This window comes from Streptomyces sp. LX-29 (assembly GCF_029541745.1).
GTDB lineage: Bacteria > Actinomycetota > Actinomycetes > Streptomycetales > Streptomycetaceae > Streptomyces.
Genome location: NZ_CP089746.1, coordinates 7,237,023 through 7,254,912, shown reverse-complemented (window position 1 = coordinate 7,254,912; position 17,890 = coordinate 7,237,023). Strand labels below are relative to the sequence as shown.

Sequence of the window (17,890 nt, the reverse complement as noted above, 5' to 3'; positions counted from 1 at the left end):
CGGGGTTGGCGAACACACACCGAGCAAGGAGACCGTGCGGAATCCAGGGCGAAATCGACGTGAAGTCGCCATGACTCAAAGGGATACGCCGCACGGAAGCCGTGTCGTCCGGGTCTGTCCTGGGACCTGGCCGGGAAAGCCGAAAGCGGCCCGGATATCAGGTGGTCCACACGGCCGGATGGTTTAATTCCGAATATTCAGAATGTATACAGCACCTTTGCTGTGGATTTCACACCCGACCGCCATACCCACCGATGAACGACGACGGAGCACCGTCCCCTAGAATCGGTTCCGACCAACCCTTCACCCGCTTTGCGCATGGACCTGACATAGGCGCGCGGCGTTGTGCAACTCCCCAACCTCCGGCCCTCTCAGCCTCACCCGGGGCACGGTGCTACTGGTATAAGTAAATGTACGTATCGACAACGGGGGAAACGGTGTCATACAGGCCCTCAGATGATCATGAGCGCATGCTCGACCTTGCCATCGCGGCACTTCACGAGCACGACCCGGGGCAGCTGTGGCCGCCGATCGTCGTCGAGTTACTCCGCGCCTGCGGCGGAGAGTTCCTCGTTCTGGAGTCCGCGTCCAAGGAATGGACAGGCCCCGCGGGCGTCACCCATTGGATGCCCGACGGCTCGCGCGAGAACCACGCCGGCGATTACAGCCAGCGATTACTCCGTCACTGTTACCCCATCGCGCAACACTACGCTTCTTCCACGGACCGGGCGCCGGTAACCGCCTGCCAGGTCCTGGGTGAGGCTGAATGGCGAAACAGCAACGCGGCGGCGCTGACGCGAAAGGCATTGGCCGCGGACCACATCCTCGCGCTCCCACTCACCGATACCTCCAAGCCCGTTCGAGGATTACTCGTGTATCGCTCGGGCAGCGGGTTCACCGACGACCACCTGGCCTATGCTCGGCGCGTACAACCACTTCTCGCCGGGGTCGACAGGCAGGTCACCCGACTGCACCGCTGGCGCGCGTTCGGGGCTGACTCCCCCGGCGACAAAGCCGACGAGGCGCCTCGATCCGCCCCTCGGGGACGAGCCGCCGACACGACCGCGGGGCCGCGCCCCGGACCCGACCGCGAGGCCGGCCTCACCCCGGCCGAGCAGGCCACCGAGGCCCGCCTGACACCGCGTGAGATCACCGTGCTGGCCCTCCTCGCCGACGCGCTCACCGCCGCCACGATCGGCCGCCGCCTCGGCATCTCCGTCCGCACCGCGCAGAAGCACATCGAGAGCATCTACCGCAAGCTCGGCACCAAGGACCGCGTCTCCACCGTGCTGCGCGCCCAGTCGTGCGGCCTCATCCCCACCGAGCCCCCTCCCGCCAAGCCCAGCCCACGCCCACGGCGAGCGGCGGGGTTATCCCCCATGGCCACCAGCATCTGAGTCACCGGGACAGGCGGCGTGCGCGGTGCCGCCGCGATCCCGGCGACGTCGGCGCGGCCCGACGGCTCACCACCGTCGGGCGGCGGGGAAGCCGCCGGCGCGCGCCGGACGGAAGCGTCGCGATCGGCACCCGGAGATCAGCCGGTGGCACCGGCGACGGCCGACGACGCGCTGTCGACGCTGTACCGGCGGGCGATGTGCGGTGACGGGGACACCCCGGGACCGCCGCCACCACGGTGACACGCCCACCCCCACTCCCCACGCGTGCCCCGTCCCCCAGCCACCCCCGTGCGACCATGGCCACGCGATTCCCGGCCGCCCCGCGAGGAAGATCCTCGGAGCCCCCGGCGTTGACGCCTCGCACAAGCCTTCGACGCACGCGACAGGAGTGGAAGACCGCCATGCCCAGCACCCCCTCCCCCACCGCCACCGCGCACATCGGCGTCACCGGACTCGCCGTCATGGGCGGCAACCTCGCCCGCAACTTCGCCCGCCACGGACACACCGTCGCCCTCCACAACCGCACCCACGCCAGGACCAAGGCGCTGGTCGAGCAGCACGGCCACGAGGGGGACTTCGTCCCCACCGAGACCGCCGAGGAGTTCGTGGCCGCGCTGCGGAAGCCCCGCAAGCTGATGATCATGGTGAAGGCCGGGGAGGCCACCGACGCCGTCATCGAGGAGTTCGCACCGCTCCTCGAGGAGGGCGACATGATCATCGACGGCGGGAACGCGCACTTCCTCGACACCCGACGCCGCGAGAAGGCGCTGCGGGAGCGCGGCATCCACTTCGTCGGGACCGGCATCTCCGGCGGCGAGGAGGGGGCGCTCCACGGGCCCAGCATCATGCCCGGCGGATCGGCCGAGTCCTACACATCCGTCGGACCGCTGTTCGAGGACATCGCCGCCAAGGCCAAGGACGGCGCGCCCTGCTGCACCCACATCGGGACCGACGGCGCCGGACACTTCGTCAAGATGGTGCACAACGGCATCGAGTACGCCGACATGCAGCTGATCGCCGAGGCGTACGACCTGTTGCGTCGGGTGGCCGGTTACGAGCCGGCGCGGATCGCGGAGGTCTTCCGGGAGTGGAACGCCGGGAGGCTGGACTCGTATCTCATCGAGATCACCGCGGAGGTGTTGGCGCACACCGACGCGGGGACCGGCGAGCCGTTCGTGGACGTGGTGGCCGACCGGGCCGAGCAGAAGGGCACCGGGCGGTGGACCGTGCAGACGGCGCTCGACCTGGGGGCGCCGATCCCTGGGATCGCCGAGGCGGTCTTCGCGCGGTCGCTGTCCGGCCACACCGAGCTGCGGAAGGCCGCCGCCGCGCTGCCGGGGCCACAGGGACCGGTGTTGGAGGGCGAGGACGCGGAGCACTTCGCGCAGCGGGTGGAGCAGGCGCTGTACGCCTCGAAGATCATGTCCTACGCCCAGGGCTGGAACATGATCCAGGCGGCGTCCGCGGAGTACGGCTGGGACATCGACCTGGGCGCGATCGCCGCGATCTGGCGCGGCGGCTGCATCATCCGCGCGGCCTTCCTGGACCACATCCGCAGCGCCTTCGCCGCCGACCCGGCGCTGCCCAGCCTGCTGGCGGACCAGCGCTTCGCCGACGAGGTCGGGCACGCCCAGGCCGACTGGCGTTCGGTGGTCGCGGCCGCCGCCCGGCACGGCGTGCCCACCCCCGGCTTCTCCGCCGCGCTCGCCTACTACGACGCGCTGCGCGCCGACCGGCTGCCGGCGGCGCTCACTCAGGCGCAGCGCGACTTCTTCGGCGCGCACACCTACCAGCGCGCCGACCGCGAGGGCACCTTCCACACACTGTGGTCCGAGGATCGCCGGGAGGTGGAGGCGTAGGCCGCCCATCGACGGCCCCGCGGCCCTCAGGGCGGCGGGGCCGTGCCCGACCCTCGCGCGGCCCGGGGCGTCAGGGCGCCGCCGCGTAGCAGTGGACGGCCACCGTCCGCCGCGGGTCCCACTGTTGCTCGACCGTGGCCATCCGCCGCCACCCCAGCCGCTCGTAGAGGGCGGCCGCGGCCGTGTCGGAGGCCACGACGTCGAGCACCGGGTGCAGACCATGGCTCCGGGACTCCCGCACCGCCCGGTCGATCAGGAGGGCGCCGAGTCCGTGCCCCCGCGCACGGGGAGCGACGAACAGTCGGCCGACGACCGCGGCGCGCTCGGGGCCGGTGCCGTTCCGCTCGCTCCACAGCCCGGGAGCCAGATCCCCCTCGCCGCTGTGGGAGAGGCTGATGTGGCCCGCGAGGCGACCGTCGAGCGCGGCGACCCAGGCCCCGAGCGAGGAGGCCCGGGAGAGCCACTCCTCGGGCCGCTCGGGCCAGTTCACCGGATAGCCGTCGCCTTGGTGGACCTCGGCGAGGAGCCGCACGCAGTCCGCGAGATCACCGCCGGTCCTCCGACGGACCGAGCGGCCGGGCCGCCTGTCGAGCTGTGCAGGTCTCTCACTGTTCATCTCGGCAGGAAAGCACAGGCCGCTCCACGGCAACCAGCCGATTTCGCCCGGGGTCAGGCCGGTACGTCCGACGGCTCGGGCACGTCCGGGGCCCGGGGCGCGCCCGACGCCGGCGGCGCCTCGGGCGACGCGTGCGGCAAGTCGTCCGACGCCCGCGAGACGCCCGTGGTCCGCGACGCCTCCGCCGGCTCCGGCTCCCGTGGCGCCCCCGCCGCCAGCGGCTGGGCGCCGTACGTGACGCGGATGACGCCGTCGGCATGGCGCTCGGTGCGAGCCACCACGCCGAAGACGGTGCGCAGGATCTCGGGGGTGAGCACGTCGAGGACGGGGCCGGCGGCCACCACCGTGCCCTCGTGCAGGACGACCAGTTGGTCGCAGAGGCGCACCGCCAGATCGAGGTCGTGGAGCACCGCCAGGGTGGTGGTGCCGGTGGCCCGGATCAGTTCCAGCACCTCGAAGCGGGCCCGGATGTCGAGGTGGTTGGTGAGCTCGTCCAGCACCAGCAGCCTGGGGTCCTGGGCGAGCGCCCGGGCCAGCAGCACCCGCTGCCGTTCGCCGCCGGAGAGGGAGACGAAGTCCCGGTCGGCCAGCGGCCGGGCGCCGCAGCGGTCCAGGGCCTCCTCCACCACCCGGTGGTCCTCGGCGCCCTCCCTGCCCAGCAGCCCGTGGTGCGGGGTGCGGCCCAGTGCGACGATCTCCCGGACGCGGAGTCCGGTGGGGCTGCCGCCGCCGTCCTGGAGCACCGCCGCCGTGCGTCGGGCGGCGGCCCGCGGCGAGAGGCTCCACACGTCGTCGCCGTCCACCCGCACCGCGCCCCGCTCGGGGCGCAGCGAGCGGTAGACGGCGCGCAGCAGCGTGGACTTGCCGCTGCCGTTGGGTCCCACCAGACCGACGATGTCGCCCTTGTTCGCCTCCAGGCTCACGTCACTCAGGATCGGCTGCTTGTCCAGGGTGACATGGAGCTGTTCCACGGTCAGTTTCATAGGGAGTCCAGGCTCTTGTTGCGCCGCAGCAGCCAGAGGAAGAAGGGCGCGCCGAACAGCGCGGTCAGGATGCCGAGCGGGAGTTCGTTGGGCCGGGTCAGGGTGCGGGAGAGCAGATCCACCAGGACCAGGTAGGTCGCGCCGACGACGGCGGCCAGCGGCAGCAGCCTGCGGTGGTCCGCCCCGACGGCGAGCCGCACCAGGTGCGGGATCATCAGGCCGACGAAGCCGATGCCGCCGGCGACCGCGATGACCGTGCCGGTGAGCAGGGAGGCGAGCACCAGCAGCACGGCGCGCAGCCGGTGCACGTCGACGCCGAGGGCGGTCGCCGACTCGTCGCCCGCCAGCAGGGCGTTGAGCCGGCGGCCGAACAGGGCCAGGGCCACGGTCGTGGTGAGGACCACGGTGGTGACGATGGGCAGTTGCTCCCACGTGGCTCCCGCCACGCTGCCCAGCATCCAGAACATCACGGTGCGCAGCTCGGTGGGGGTGGCGCGCAGTTGGAGGTAGCTGGTCGCGGCGAGCAGCAGATAGCCGACCGCCACGCCGGACAGCACCAGCCGGGTGGGGGCCAGCCGCCCCCGCTTCTGGCCGAGCAGGAAGACCAGCACCATGGCCCCGATGGCGCCGAGGAAGGCGGCCGCGGAGACGCCGAGACCGCCCAGCGCGCCGGCGGTGGTGGTGAAGACGATGACCGCCCCGAGCGAGGCGCCGGAGGAGACGCCGAGCACATACGGGTCGGCCAGCGGGTTGGCGACCACCGCCTGGAGCACCACGCCGGAGACCGCCAGCCCCGCGCCGACCAGGGCCGCCAAAACCACGCGCGGGGTGCGGAAGTTCCAGACGATCTGGTCCAGGGCGGGGTCGGCCACCCGCCCGTCGCCGCTGAGGTGGTGCCAGATGATGCTCCACACGTCGCGCAGCGGCACGTTGACCGCGCCGATGCTGACGGCGACCACCATCACCGCCGCCAGCGTGACGAGCAGGGCGACCAGCGTCGGCAGGAGGGGGGCCCGCCGACCCGGAGAGGTCACTCCTTGAAGGCGTCGGGGTGCAGCATCCGGGCGATCCGGTCGACCGCCAGCTCGTTGCTCGGCCCGAGGTAGGCCGAGTCGGACAGCGTCACGTACCGGTTGTTCTTGGCGGCCGGCCACTGGGGGAACTCCTTGAGCAGTTTGCGGGCGTAGGCCGCCGGGTTCTTGTCCTGGTAACCGATGACGACGAGCGCGTCGACGGACTCCGCGGCGACCTTCTCCTTGCTGAGGTCGGCGAAGGTGTTCTTGGTGACGGAGGAGAACGCGTTGGTGCCGCCGGACTTGGCGAGGATGTCGTTCCAGATGCCGTTGGCGGCCACGGCGCTGAAGTCGTTGGTGCCCATCTGCATGTTGGAGAAGACCACCATCACGCGGGGCTGCTTCTCGCCCTTCACCTTGGCGGCCACGGCGTCGATCTTCTTCTTGGACGCGGCGATGAGCTCTTCGGCGCGGTCCTGCTTCTGGAAGATCTTGCCGAGGTCGCGCAGCAGCGTGTAGCTGTCGTCGATGCGCATCCCGGAGGTGTCCTCGTCGCAGCCCCTGGGCGAGATGTAGGTGTTGGCGTTGACGGTGGAGAGGTCGTCGCGGGTGGCGAAGCCGTTCTCGGACTTGAAGCCGTAGGCGGTGGTGGAGAGGACCAGGTCGGGGCGGAGGCCCAGCATCGACTCGCGCGGGACGTCGAAGGCGTCGTTGGGCTTGATGTCGCCGGTGGGCAGCTTGGCGATCTTCTCGGCCCGGCCCTTGACCTCCGACTGCCCGTACGACTGCTGGTTGGCGACGATGCGGTCGCCGACGCCCAGGGCGAGCAGGGTGGAGACCTCGGCCACGGAGGCGCCGTTCATCACCACGACCCGGCTGGGGGCCTTGGTGTAGGTGGTGGACCGCCCGCAGTTCTCGAGGGTCACCGGGTATCCCTTGCCCCCGGTGCCGCCCGCCTTCGGCTTGTCGTCGTCGGACGACGAGGAACCGCAGGCGACAGCGGTCAGGGAGAGACCTCCGGCCATGACCGCGGCCACGAGTCGTCTGTTCAGCATCGGGGGCTCCTCGGGGAACTGGGACGGACTATGTACCAATAGTCGTGGCACGGTCCGCCCCAGTTCCCCGGGTTCACCCGGGCGGTCAGGACTTTTCGTCCTCACCGCCGTCCGCGGGCGGCTGCGGCAGGGTTCCGGCCTTCACACAGTGATCAAGGTAACGGAACACCAGGGTCCGGTCGATCTCCGGGCAGGAGACGCCGGTGCCCGCGAGGCCGCGCAGCACGTGGTCCGCGCGCACCCGCCCCAGCCGCAGGTCCAGCTCCTCGCTTTCCCCGCTCTCGGACTGGGCGTCGTCCGAGGAGTCGAAGAAGGCGAGCGTGGTGGCCGCCACGTCGGCGACGCGCGGCAGTTCGGCACGCCACCGGGCCAGCGGCATCGACCGCACCGGGTAGCCGTACTCCCGCACCCAGCCGTAGAGGTCGGCCAGCCGCACCGGCTCCACGGGGGCGTGGTTGAACACCACCTCACCGGACCCGTCCGCGGCACTCGACAGCCGTACGACCGCCCGCGCCACGAAGTCGACCGGAGTCCACACCTCCGCCTCGAACAGCTCGGGCACGATGCCGGCCGGAATGCCCGCGCGCAGCACGCTCCACAGGAAGTCCCGCTCGTTGACGTACCCGGTGCCGGCCGGGCCGACGATCCGGCCCAGGCGGTGCAGGGTGACCGGCAGGCCGCGCTCGGCGGCCTGCTCCAGCAGCCGCTCGGACGCCCACTTGGACTGCTGGTAGCCGTAGATCAGCCCGGGGTGGGGGCCGAAGAACTCCTCGGTCACCTCGGGGGCGTGGCGCAGCGGCGGGGTGGTGGACAGGGTGGAGACCAGGTGCAGCGGCACCGAGCGGGCGGCGGCCATCCGCAGCAGCCACCGGGTGGACTCGGTGTTGGCGCCGCGCAGGCTGGCGTAGTCGCGCATGATGCTGACCGTCGCCGCGTTGTGGTAGATCGCGTCGACGCTCTCGGTGAGTTCGGCGAAGCGCTCGGGCGTCAGGCCCAGGTGCGGCCGGGCGAGGTCGGCGGGCTCCGCCGTGATCCGGTCCCGGTCGACGGGGAGCGGCAGTTGCTGGTCGGCCAGCGCCCGCCGGACGCGCTCGGCGGCCTCGTCGGGGCTGCTCGCGCGCACCGGGCAGACGATCTCCGCCTCGGTGGTGGCGAGGAGTTCGGCCAGCAGGTGGGAGCCGACGAAGCCGGTGGCGCCGGTGAGCAGGATCCGGCGCGGCGCGCCGCCGGCACGGGGCGCGGTCCCGGGCCGGATGTCCTCGTCCAGTACGGCGTCGGCGAGCACCGCCGCCGGCAGTCCGCCCTCGCTGGTCCGCTCCTCGCCCGCCGGCTCCAGGAAGCCGGCCAGTTCGGCCGCGGTCGGGTGCTGGAACAGCCAGGCCACCTTCACCTCGCGGTCCAGCTCGACGCCGAGCCGGTTGGCCACCTGGATCGCCTGGAGGGACTGGGCGCCCAGGTCGAAGACGTCGTCGCTCGGGGTGATGTCCTCGGCGCCCAGGATCTGCGCCCACACGCCCATGATGGTCCGCTCCAGCGGGCTGGCGGCCGCGGCCGCCGGGGTGCTGTCGGCGGTGTCCTGGGGCGCGGCGGAGCGCGGTTCGGCCAGCGCCCTGCGGTCGATCTTCCCGGTGCCGGTGCGCGGCAGTCGGTCGGTGAACTCGATGGCGGAGGGGACCACGGCGGCGGGCAGCGCGGCGCGCAGGTGTTCCCGGATGGGTTCCGCGGTGGGCTCCGCACCGTCGGCGGGCACGATGTAGGCGACGAGCCGCCGGCCGCCGTCGGGGAGGATCTGTCCGACGACCGCGGCCTCGCGCACTCCGGCGTGGCCGAGCAGAATCGATTCGACCTCGGCCGGGTGCACGCGATGGCCGCTGATCTTGAATTCGCCGTCCACCCGGCCGACGAACCGGAGCAGTCCGTCGTCGCCGATCCGCACCAGGTCGCCGGTGCGGTAGGCGCGCGGCCGGTCCGGGAGTCCGTCCAGCGGGGCGAAGCGGGCGTTGTCCGGCTGGCGGGCGCCGCGGTAGCCGAGCGCCAGCGCGTCGCCGACGAGGTGCAGCTCGCCGACGGTGCCGCTGTCGTCGTCGGTGGCGTCGGCCGCCTCGGTGAGGACGGCGCGCAGCCCCGGCAGCGGGGTGCCGATCGGCACGTCGCCCGCGCTCAGCGCGGGGTCCTGGAGCTCGGCGGCGGTGGCGACCACGGTGGCCTCGGTCGGCCCGTAGGTGTTGAACAGCCGCACCGAGGTGCCCACCGACTCCCGCCAGCGGTCGACGCGTTCGGGCAGCGCCGCCTCGCCGCCGATGATGACGGTGTGCACCGCCTCGGGCAGGGTGGCGGCGCCGGTGGAGACCGCGTAGGCCAGCTCGTGCCAGTAGGCCGTCGGCAGGTCCAGCATGCTGATCCGCAGCCGCTCGCAGGCCGCGAGGAAGCCGGGTATGGACTCGGTCATCTCCTCGGTGCGGATGACCAGGGTGGCACCGGTGCACAGGGTCAGGAAGATCTCCTCGACACTGGCGTCGAACTGCGGCGGCGCGAACTGGAGCACGCGGTCGCGCGTCTGCGGCCCGTAGCGCAGCCCGGCGGCCGCCGTGAAGTGGGCCAGCGCGCCATGGCTGATCTCCACGCCCTTGGGCTGCCCGGTGGAGCCGGAGGTGTAGATGACGTACGCGAGCTGCTCCGGCGCGGGCTGCGCCAGCGGGGCGGGGCGGACCGGGGCCTCGCTCGCCGTGGTGGCGCCCGCGTCGTCGACCAGCAGCAGCGGCACCGGCGCGGTCGCGCGGAGCCCGGCCGCGTGGGCCTCGTCGGTGAGGACGAGCGCGGCGCCGGCGTCGTCGAGCAGCGCGGCCAGCCGGGTCGCGGGCGTGGCCGGGTCGACCGGCCAGTACGCGGCGCCGGAGAGCAGCACGCCCAGGATGGCGGTGACGGTGTCGACGCCACGGGACAGCGCGAGCGCCACCAGCGAGCCGGGGCCGATCTCCCGCGCGGCCAGCCGCCCGGCCAGGTGCTGTGCCTCGCCGAGCAGCTGCGCGTAGCTGACCCGGCGGTCCCCGTGCTCGAGGGCGATGGCGTCGCCGCGGCGCACCGCGTGCTCGGTGATGCGGTCCAGCACCGAGCGGGCCGGGCGCGGCAGCGGGCCGCCGTCGAGGGTGGCCAGCACCCGCCCGGTGACGGCCACGGGCGCCTCGGCGGCGCCGAGCTCACGGCCGGGGTCGGCGAGGAGGGCGCGCAGCAGCGTGAGCAGCCCCTCCTGGTGGCGGGCCAGCTCGGCCTCGTCGTAGAGGTCCGGGTTGGCGTCGAAGGCGATCCGCAGGGCGCCGTCGGCACGGTCGTAGACGTTGACCGACAGGTCGTCGACGGGACCCGCGGAGACGTTGTGGACGGTGGAGCGGTGTCCGGCGAAGCGCAGGTCGTACTCGAAGGGCATGATGTTCACGCCCGGGCCGGACAGCCGGCGCTGCCCGCCGACCAGCTTCAGGTCGCGCCGGATGTGCTCGTAGCGGTAGCGCTGGTGCGGCAGGCCGGCGCGCAGCTCGGCGGAGACCCGCGCCACCAGGTCACCGAGGGTGTCCTGGGGGCCGACCGCGACGCGCAGCGGGAGGACGTTGCGGACGCAGGCGGGGACGCGCAGCGCGACGGAGCCCAGGCGGCCCATGACGGGCAGGCTGAGGACGACCTCGGGGGCGCCGGTGACGTGGTGCAGATAGCCGACGGTGGTCGCCAGCAGCAGCTCCGACCAGGGTGCGGACAGCTCGCGGGCCCTGGCGCGCAGCGCCTCGGTCGCCTCGGGGTCCAGGTCGGTGACCCGACGCAGGAACTCCCGCGCCGGCAGCCCGGAGCGGTCGGAGAGGCTGACCACCTCGGGCCGGTCGGCGTAGCGCTCGGTCCAGTACGCGCGGTCCTTGGCGAAGCGCGGGGAGTTCTGGTAGGCCAGCTCCTCCTCGCGCACCGACGCCAGCGTGCCGAAGCCGCTGTCGCCGACGGGCTCGCCCGCCGCCAGCGCGGTGTAGACCTCGGCCACCCGGCGGGCGACCAGGGACAGGCCGAAGCCGTCGAGCGCGATGTGGTGGACGCGGTGGTACCAGAGGTACTCCTCGGCGCCGGTCCTGAAGAGGGCGTGGCCGAAGAGCGGGTCGCGCTCCAGGTCGACGGGGCGGGCCATGTCGGCCGCCATCCACTCCCGGGCGGCGGCGTGCGCGTCGCTCCGGTCGGTGAGGTCGGCGTGGTGCACCGCCCAGTCGGTGACGGGGGTGGCGAGGTAGGAGGGCCGGCCGTCCTCGACGACGAAGCGGATGTTGAGCGCCTCGGACTCGGCGACCGCCTGGCGTATCGCCTGCTCGAAGAGGGCGATGTCGACCGGGCCGTGGATCAGCACGTACTCCGCGGTGTTGTACGCGGGGCTGTCCAGGTCCAGCTGCTGGCCGCTCCACAGACCCTCCATGGCGGCCAGCAGCGGCTGGCGCGCCGCCGGCTCCGTGGTCCCCGGGGTCTTCGCGGATGCCGCGGACTGGTCAGGCGTCGGCACGTGCGCCTCCGGACTGACGGTCCGACAGCAGCTGCCACCACTGGGCGAACGAGGTGCGCTCGGCCAGCTCCAGGAAGGTCACCGGCACCCCGGCGTCCCGCCAGCGCTCGGCGAGGGTGACGATGCGCAGCGAGTCCAACCCGGCGAACAGCGGGTTCTCCTCCAGGTCGACCTCCTCGGGGGCCTGGTGCAGGAACTCCGCCAGGTCCGCGCGGAAGGTCTCCAGCGTCAAGGTCTCAGACATGTGGTTCTCTCTTGCTCTCTTCGGATGCGATGCCGGGTGATGCCGGGATCGGCGGACGCGGATGCCGGATCAGTTGACCTTGCGTTCCGAATCGCCCCAGAAGCGGTCGCGCAGCTCCCGGCGCAGGATCTTCCCGCTGGGGTTGCGCGGCACGTGGTCGATGAACTCGTACTTGGCGGGCAGCTTGAAGCTGGCGATGCGCTGCGCCAGGAAGCGGTGCAGGTCGCGCGGGCTGGGCTGGTCGCCGGGGGCGGCCACCACGAAGGCGTGCACGGTCTCGCCCCAGCGATCGTCGGGGCGCCCCACGATCACGGCCTCGGCGACGCCCGGGTGTCGCTCCAGGACGTTCTCGATCTCGGCCGGGTAGACGTTCTCGCCGGCGACGATGATGGCGTCCTTGATGCGGTCGCTGATGAAGACGTAGCCGTCGGCGTCGACGTAGCCGGCGTCGCCGGTGTGGATCCAGCCGTCGACCAGGGTCTCCGCGGTCTTGTCGGGCAGGCCCCAGTACTCGACCATGCGGGCCGGGGTGCGCAGGCACACCTCGCCGACCTCGCCGACGGGCAGCTCCTGCCCCTTGTCGTCGATGACCTTGGCGCCGATCCCGGGGTAGGGGTGGCCGGCGGCCTTCATCCGGGGGCCGCCGGGCACATGGTCGGCCGGGGGCAGACAGACCGCGGTGTTGCCGGTCTCGGTGAGCCCGTAGATCTGCGCGAACTCGCAGCCGAACATGGCGAGGCTCTCTTCGAGCAGCGACTCGGAGATCGGCGACCCACCGTAGACGATCTTGCGGAGGGTGGTGAAGTCCTCCGGGGTGACGCCCGGTTCACCCAGCAGCAGCCGGAGCATGGCGGGCACCACGCAGGCGGTGGTGATCCCCAGCTCGCGGATGAGCCGCACCGCTTCGCCGGCGGCGAAGGCGGGCATCGAGACCACGGTCACGCCCGCGTTGAAGTTCTGGGTGGCCCACCACAGTCCACCGACGTGGAAGCCGGGGATGCCGATGAGGGCGACGTCGCCCTCGCGCCAGTCGATCCAGTCGAGGTTCTCGCTGGCCAGCGCGTCGCGGATGGCGAAGCAGCTGCGGTGGGCGAGCACCACGCCCTTGGGCAGGCCGGTGGTGCCGGAGGTGTAGAGCTGGGCGAGCGGGGTGTCCGGGGTGACGCGGACCGCCGGGTCGGTGTCGGGCTGGGTCGCCTTCCAGGCCGGGAAGGAGTCCGGTTCGGCCTCGGTCGCGCCCAGCCGCACCACGGTGCGCGGCGCGGCGGAGCCCAGCTGCTCCAGGACCGGGGCGAAACTCTCCTCCAGGAAGAGCAGTTCGCTGCCGGAGTCCTGCAGGATGTGGCTCACCTCGGGGGCGGTCAGCCGCCAGTTGATGGGCACCAGGACGGTCTCGCTCTTGGCGCAGCCGAAGAGGATCTCGTAGTAGTGCTCGGACTCCTTGCCGAGGTACGCCACGCGCGCGCCCGGCTTCAGCCCGGCCGCGCGCAGGGCGTGGGCGATGCGGTTGCTCTCCTGGTGCAGCTGCGCATAGCTGAGGGAGCGCCCCTCGCAGCGCACCGCCGTGGTCTGCGGCTGGCGCTCGGCGTGGAAACGCACGGTCTCGTCGAGGGTCTGCAGGTGGGGGAAGTACAGCCTGGTGTCGCGGGCTTGCGTCCCGGTGGAATCGGCCATGTCCGTCTCCGCGTCGGCTCCCCGGGCGGGCGCCGCGAGGGCGCCCGCCCGGGAAAGGGATTTGCTATGTGATGTTGACGAAGGCGAGCGTCGCCTCGCCGTCGCACCGCCCGCCGTCGGCGTCCCGGTACCGATAGGACGTCTCAGCGACGAGGAAGGGTTTCCGGCCGCCGGGCGCCCGCCGGGTCACGGAGACGAACTCCATCTCTCCGGAGAACGAGCGGGGATTGATGGGGGTCCGGAAGTTGCTGTTGAACCGGGCGATGAGGATGTCGGGAAGCTGGTGCCTCCAGTAGTCCTCCATCGTCCAGGACTTGAACTCCTCCAGCAGTCCCTGTTCGACCGACTTGGCGACCAGGTAGTACATCATCTGGTTGTAACAGATGTTGACTTCGACCGCGTTGAGATGCCCGGTGTCGTCGATGTAGCACGACTCGGGTATCGCGAACTCGGCACTCGCGGAGGCACGGCCGGACGTGAGCGAGACGTCGGCCGACAGCAGGTACTTGCAGTGGTCCTTGTAGGGCCGCAGCACCTGTGCCAGCAGAGCGGGGTCCGACGGGTGGACCTCCGCCGGAGCCAGCTCGGTCTGTGCCGTCATCAGGAAGCGGCCTTCTCGTACAGCTTCTTGGAGTCGTGCACGGTGACACGGTGCGAGACCGTCGGCTCGGGGGCGGAGGTGTGCAGCGCGCGGTGGATGAGGCTGCGGTTGTCCCAGACGAGCATGTCGCCCTGCTCGAAGGTCTGGAGGTGGATGTTCTCGTGGGTGAAGGTGTCGTCGAGCTGACCGCTGGCCTCGAAGAGGCGGTTGAGCAGGTCGTTCTCGAAGGTCTTGCCCTTCTCGTCCTCGATGCTCATGGTGAAGCCCTCGGCGAGGTAGAGGATGGTCTCACCGGTCATCGGGTGGACGAAGGTGGTCGGGTGCAGCGCCGGCGGGGTCTTGGTCTCGACCTCCTCGATGATCTCGGAGATCGGGCGGTACACGTCCGACGGGCGGATCTTGAAGTACTTGCGCACGGAGTGCTGGCAGTTGGTGCCGCGGATCTCGTTCTTGAGGTCCTCGGGCAGCCGCTCGTACGCCTGGCCCATGTCGATGAAGTACGTGCCGCGGTTCTTGGTCGGGATCACCTGCGGGTAGATCAGGGTGATGCCGAACGGGTCGGGCATGAACATGTAGTCGGCGTGCCAGAACTTGCCGGTCTTGGGCACGCCGATCTGCTTGCCGGCCTCGAGGACGTTGGAGGAGACGAAGACCTCGGGCACCTCGGGGTGCTGGTACATCGGCTCGTAGTACGTGACCGGGGTGCCGAGCCGCTTGCCGAGCTCCAGGAACTGCTGCGGCGACAGGTCCTGGTTCTTCAGGACGGCGATCTTCTTGGTGTAGATGGTCTGCTTCAGGGTCTCGATGTCCGCCTCGCTGGCGGTGGCGTAGTCGAAGCCCTCGACGGTCGCGCCGAGCTTCTTGCCTTCCTGCGGCTTGATTTCCATGACTCTGGTGTGCCTTCCGTGATGCGAGGTGCGGACCGGCATGTGGCGCCGGTCGACAGGGGGGATGGGCCGGCGGTGGCCGGTCGGTTACTGGGCGAGCTTCTGGTCGATGAGCTCGGCGGTGGCGCCGAGCGTGAGGTCCTCGTGGAGCTCGTTGTCCTCCACGGTGACGCCGAGGTTGCGCTCCACCCGCAGGCTGATCTCGACCATGGTCAGGGAGTCGACATCCAGCTCGGCATAGGTGGCCTCGGGGTTGATCCGGTCGGCCGGCGCGTCATGCAGCGTCGTCAGGATCGAGACCAGCTGGTCGTAGGTGGTCGTGGTCATGCGGGTGTTCCTCCGTTGTCGTGCGAGGGGCGTACCGGTGGCAGGGAGGGCCAGCGCAGGAGACAGGCGCCCCAGGTCAGGCCGCCCCCGAATGCGGTGAGAAGAATGCGGTCGCCGGCCTTGACGGTGCCGTCGCCGACGGCGTCGACCAGGGCGAGCGGGATGGACGCGGCTCCGGTGTTACCCACGGAACCGATGTTGGAGACGCAGCGCTCCTTGGGGAGCCCGAGCTCCTCCGCCACCGTGTGCAGGATGCGGATGTTGGCCTGGTGGGGGACCAGGTGGTCCACCTCCTCGGCCTTCCAGCCGCCGAGCTCCAGCGCGGCGCGGGCGGAGGCCGACATCCGGTGCACGGCGTGCCGGTAGACCTCCTTGCCGCGCATGGAGAAGTGCTCGTCCTGGCGGCTGACGTCGCCCGGGCTCTTCCGTTGCCGGGAGCCGCCCGCGGCCACCATGATCAGCTCTTCGCCGCTGCCGTCGCTGCCGAGGTCGAAGTGGCCGACCGCGCCCGGCTCGTCGGCGTGGCCGGCGCGCAGCACCACGGCGCCCGCGCCGTCGCCGAAGATGATGGCGTTGGTCCGGTCCTCCATGTCGAGGATGGCGGAGTAGGTGTCGGCGCCGATCAGCAGCACCCGCTCGGCGACGCCGGTGGCGATCAGGCCGGCCGCCGAGGCCAGGCCGTAGACGAAGCCGGTGCACACGGCGCTCACATCGAACGCCGCCACCCCCTCCAGGCCGAGCTTGGTGGCGACCAGCGGCGCGGTGGCCGGGCAGGAGCGGTCGGGCGTGGTCGTGGTGACGACCACCGCGTCCACGGTGTCGACGCCGGCCGACTCCAGGGCCCGTCGGCCCGCCTCCGCCGCGAGGTCGGAGGTGGCCTGGCCGGGGTCGGCGAAGTGCCGCCGGCTGATGCCGGTCCGCTTGCGGATCCACTCGTCGCTGGTGTCCATGAACCGGGACAGCTCGTCGTTGGTGACGACACGGGGCGGGACGTAACCGCCCACACCGCAGACGACGGCGGCGCGGTCCCGGCGTACGGCGGCGGTCGGGTCGCTCGGTCCCGGTGCGGGGGGTGTCGAGGTGCGCATGACCTTCTCCTCGGTTGGCATGACGTGGGGGGCGGCGGGAGGCGGGAGGGGTCCCGGAGGGCGGGCGGGGCTAGCGGCCCTGCTTGCCCGGGATCTTCCGCAGGGCGAGGACCATGAGGACTCCGAGACAGATCCCGGCCGCGATCACGTACACGGCGGTGCGGATGCCGTCGAGTTGGGCATGGCGCAGCGCCTCACCGGCGTGGCCGGACAGCCCGGAGTTGGCGACTGCCACCAGGATGGCGAGGCCCACCGCTCCCCCGACCTGAAGCGTGGTGGAGGCGAGACCCGAGGCGACGCCCTGGTCTCCGGGGGCGACCCCGGAGGCGGCGACGATCCACATCCCGGTCCAGGTGGCGCCCTGACCGAGGCTGAGCAGCACGATGCCGGGCAGCAGCCGAGGGTAGGAGCCGTGGTCGGTGAGGGCGATCGCGAGGGCCACGCTGCCGACCAGGCCCAGGGTCATTCCGCTGAGCAGGGTGGTGCGGACTCCCAGCTTCGCCACCGCGCGCTCTCCCGCCTGGGTGCCGGCCGCGACCATCACGGCGGGGACCAGGAAGGCGAGCCCGGTCTGCAGGGCGCTGTAGCCGTGCACGGTCTGGAAGTAGAGGGTCAGGAAGTACGGGAGCGAGCTGAAGGTGGCGCTGAAGACGGCGGTCAGCGCCATCGCCGACAACAGCCCCCGGTTGGCGAACAGACGCCCCGGGGTGAGCGGGTCCGCGCTGCGACGCTCGACGACGGCGAAGAGGCCCAGGGAGACCGCCGAGGCCACCGCGCACAGCACCACCTCCCGGCTGCCCCAGCCCGCCTCCGGTCCGTGGACCAGGACGAAGACCAGCAGGGTGACTCCGGTGGTCGCGGTCACCGCGCCGGCGATGTCGAACCGCCGCTCCCGCGACCAGGGGGCGTCGGCCGGGAACAGCAGCCATCCCGCCAGCGCGATCGCCCCGCCCAGCGGCACGTTGACGATGAAGACCGAGGGCCAGCCGAACGCCTCCACGAGCACCCCGCCCAGCAGGGAGCCGAAGCACAGGCCGCCGGCTCCGGCCGCGCCCCAGATGGCCAACGCCCGGTTTCGGCGCGGGCCCTCCTCGTAGATGGTGTTGATCAGGGAGAGTGTGGCGGGGAAGAGCAGCGCGCCGCCGATCCCCTGGATGGCGCGCACCGCGACCAGGACACCGCCGGATCCGGACACCCCGCCGACCAGCGACGAGGTGGCGTAGAGCAGGGCGGCCAGGACGAACATCCGGCGGCGGCCCAGCAGATCCGTGACCCGGCCGCCCAACAGCAGGAATCCGCCGGTCGCCACCACATAGGCGCTGACGACCCACTGCAGGTCCTGGTCGGAGAAGCCGAGTTCCGTGCCGATGCTGGGCAGGGCGACGTAGACGATGTTGAAGTCGAGCGAGATGACCAGCTGTGCCGTGGCCAGAACCAGCAGCGGCAGCATCTGCCGTTGCCGCGACGGCGCCATGGGCGGACTTATAGCGGACATCAGTGGACAATCTCCCCCGAGGTATTGCCGAGAACGGGCCGACTCCGGACGGCCCACCGTGCGCATCGCGCGAATCGAGCATATGTACAAGAGGGCGGCCGCCCCGGATCTGCTCCCAATCTATGTTCG

Annotated in this window: 13 protein-coding genes and 1 pseudogene; 2 read left to right on the top strand and 12 right to left on the bottom strand. The window is 71.7% G+C overall.

The window, feature by feature from the left end:
- Positions 1 to 470: 470 nt before the first annotated feature.
- Positions 471 to 1,397, top strand: coding sequence for a helix-turn-helix transcriptional regulator (locus LRS74_RS30260; RefSeq protein ID WP_277743990.1), 927 nt, complete (start codon positions 471 to 473; stop codon positions 1,395 to 1,397).
- Between the two features lie 401 nt (positions 1,398 to 1,798).
- Positions 1,799 to 3,256, top strand: a complete 1,458-nt coding sequence (gndA, locus tag LRS74_RS30255; RefSeq protein WP_277743989.1) for an NADP-dependent phosphogluconate dehydrogenase — start codon at positions 1,799 to 1,801, stop codon at positions 3,254 to 3,256.
- A 70-nt stretch (positions 3,257 to 3,326) separates the two neighbouring features.
- On the opposite strand, the gene LRS74_RS30250 is transcribed toward gndA, so the two are convergent.
- From LRS74_RS30250 to LRS74_RS30195, 12 genes and pseudogenes are all read right to left on the bottom strand, one after another.
- Positions 3,327 to 3,872 (bottom strand): GNAT family N-acetyltransferase, encoded by a 546-nt coding sequence (locus LRS74_RS30250; protein WP_277743987.1) that lies wholly within the window; start codon positions 3,870 to 3,872, stop codon positions 3,327 to 3,329.
- Positions 3,873 to 4,084: 212 nt separating this feature from the next.
- Positions 4,085 to 4,855: pseudogene (locus LRS74_RS30245) on the bottom strand (ABC transporter ATP-binding protein); the annotation flags it as partial.
- Positions 4,852 to 5,817, bottom strand: coding sequence for an iron ABC transporter permease (locus LRS74_RS30240; protein WP_277744993.1), 966 nt, complete (start codon positions 5,815 to 5,817; stop codon positions 4,852 to 4,854). The pseudogene LRS74_RS30245 and the gene LRS74_RS30240, both read right to left, overlap by 4 nt.
- A gap of 68 nt (positions 5,818 to 5,885) precedes the next feature.
- A complete protein-coding gene (locus LRS74_RS30235; RefSeq protein WP_277743986.1) occupies positions 5,886 to 6,923 on the bottom strand; it encodes an ABC transporter substrate-binding protein in 1,038 nt (345 codons plus the stop codon).
- 85 nt (positions 6,924 to 7,008) lie between these two features.
- Complete coding sequence (locus LRS74_RS30230) at positions 7,009 to 11,445, bottom strand: amino acid adenylation domain-containing protein (RefSeq protein WP_277743985.1); 4,437 nt, start codon at positions 11,443 to 11,445, stop codon at positions 7,009 to 7,011.
- Positions 11,432 to 11,689: a phosphopantetheine-binding protein gene (locus LRS74_RS30225; RefSeq protein WP_144383864.1), complete on the bottom strand. Its 258-nt coding sequence runs from the start codon at positions 11,687 to 11,689 to the stop codon at positions 11,432 to 11,434. The genes LRS74_RS30230 and LRS74_RS30225 overlap by 14 nt, the downstream gene beginning before the upstream one ends.
- Before the next feature lie 69 nt (positions 11,690 to 11,758).
- Positions 11,759 to 13,363, bottom strand: coding sequence for a fatty acid--CoA ligase (locus tag LRS74_RS30220; protein ID WP_277743983.1), 1,605 nt, complete (start codon positions 13,361 to 13,363; stop codon positions 11,759 to 11,761).
- A 64-nt stretch (positions 13,364 to 13,427) separates the two neighbouring features.
- Entirely contained in the window at positions 13,428 to 13,964 is a 537-nt protein-coding gene (locus tag LRS74_RS30215; RefSeq protein WP_277743982.1) for an FcoT family thioesterase, read from the bottom strand.
- Positions 13,964 to 14,851, bottom strand: a complete 888-nt coding sequence (locus LRS74_RS30210; RefSeq protein ID WP_277743981.1) for a TauD/TfdA family dioxygenase — start codon at positions 14,849 to 14,851, stop codon at positions 13,964 to 13,966. The genes LRS74_RS30215 and LRS74_RS30210 overlap by 1 nt, the downstream gene beginning before the upstream one ends.
- 87 nt (positions 14,852 to 14,938) lie before the next feature.
- Complete coding sequence (locus LRS74_RS30205; protein ID WP_144383868.1) at positions 14,939 to 15,178, bottom strand: acyl carrier protein; 240 nt, start codon at positions 15,176 to 15,178, stop codon at positions 14,939 to 14,941.
- Complete coding sequence (locus tag LRS74_RS30200) at positions 15,175 to 16,266, bottom strand: beta-ketoacyl-ACP synthase III (protein ID WP_277743980.1); 1,092 nt, start codon at positions 16,264 to 16,266, stop codon at positions 15,175 to 15,177. Before LRS74_RS30200 ends, LRS74_RS30205 begins: the two co-directional genes overlap by 4 nt.
- Before the next feature lie 70 nt (positions 16,267 to 16,336).
- On the bottom strand, positions 16,337 to 17,740 hold the full coding sequence (locus LRS74_RS30195) for an MFS transporter (RefSeq protein ID WP_277743979.1): 1,404 nt from the start codon (positions 17,738 to 17,740) through the stop codon (positions 16,337 to 16,339).
- Positions 17,741 to 17,890: the final 150 nt, after the last annotated feature.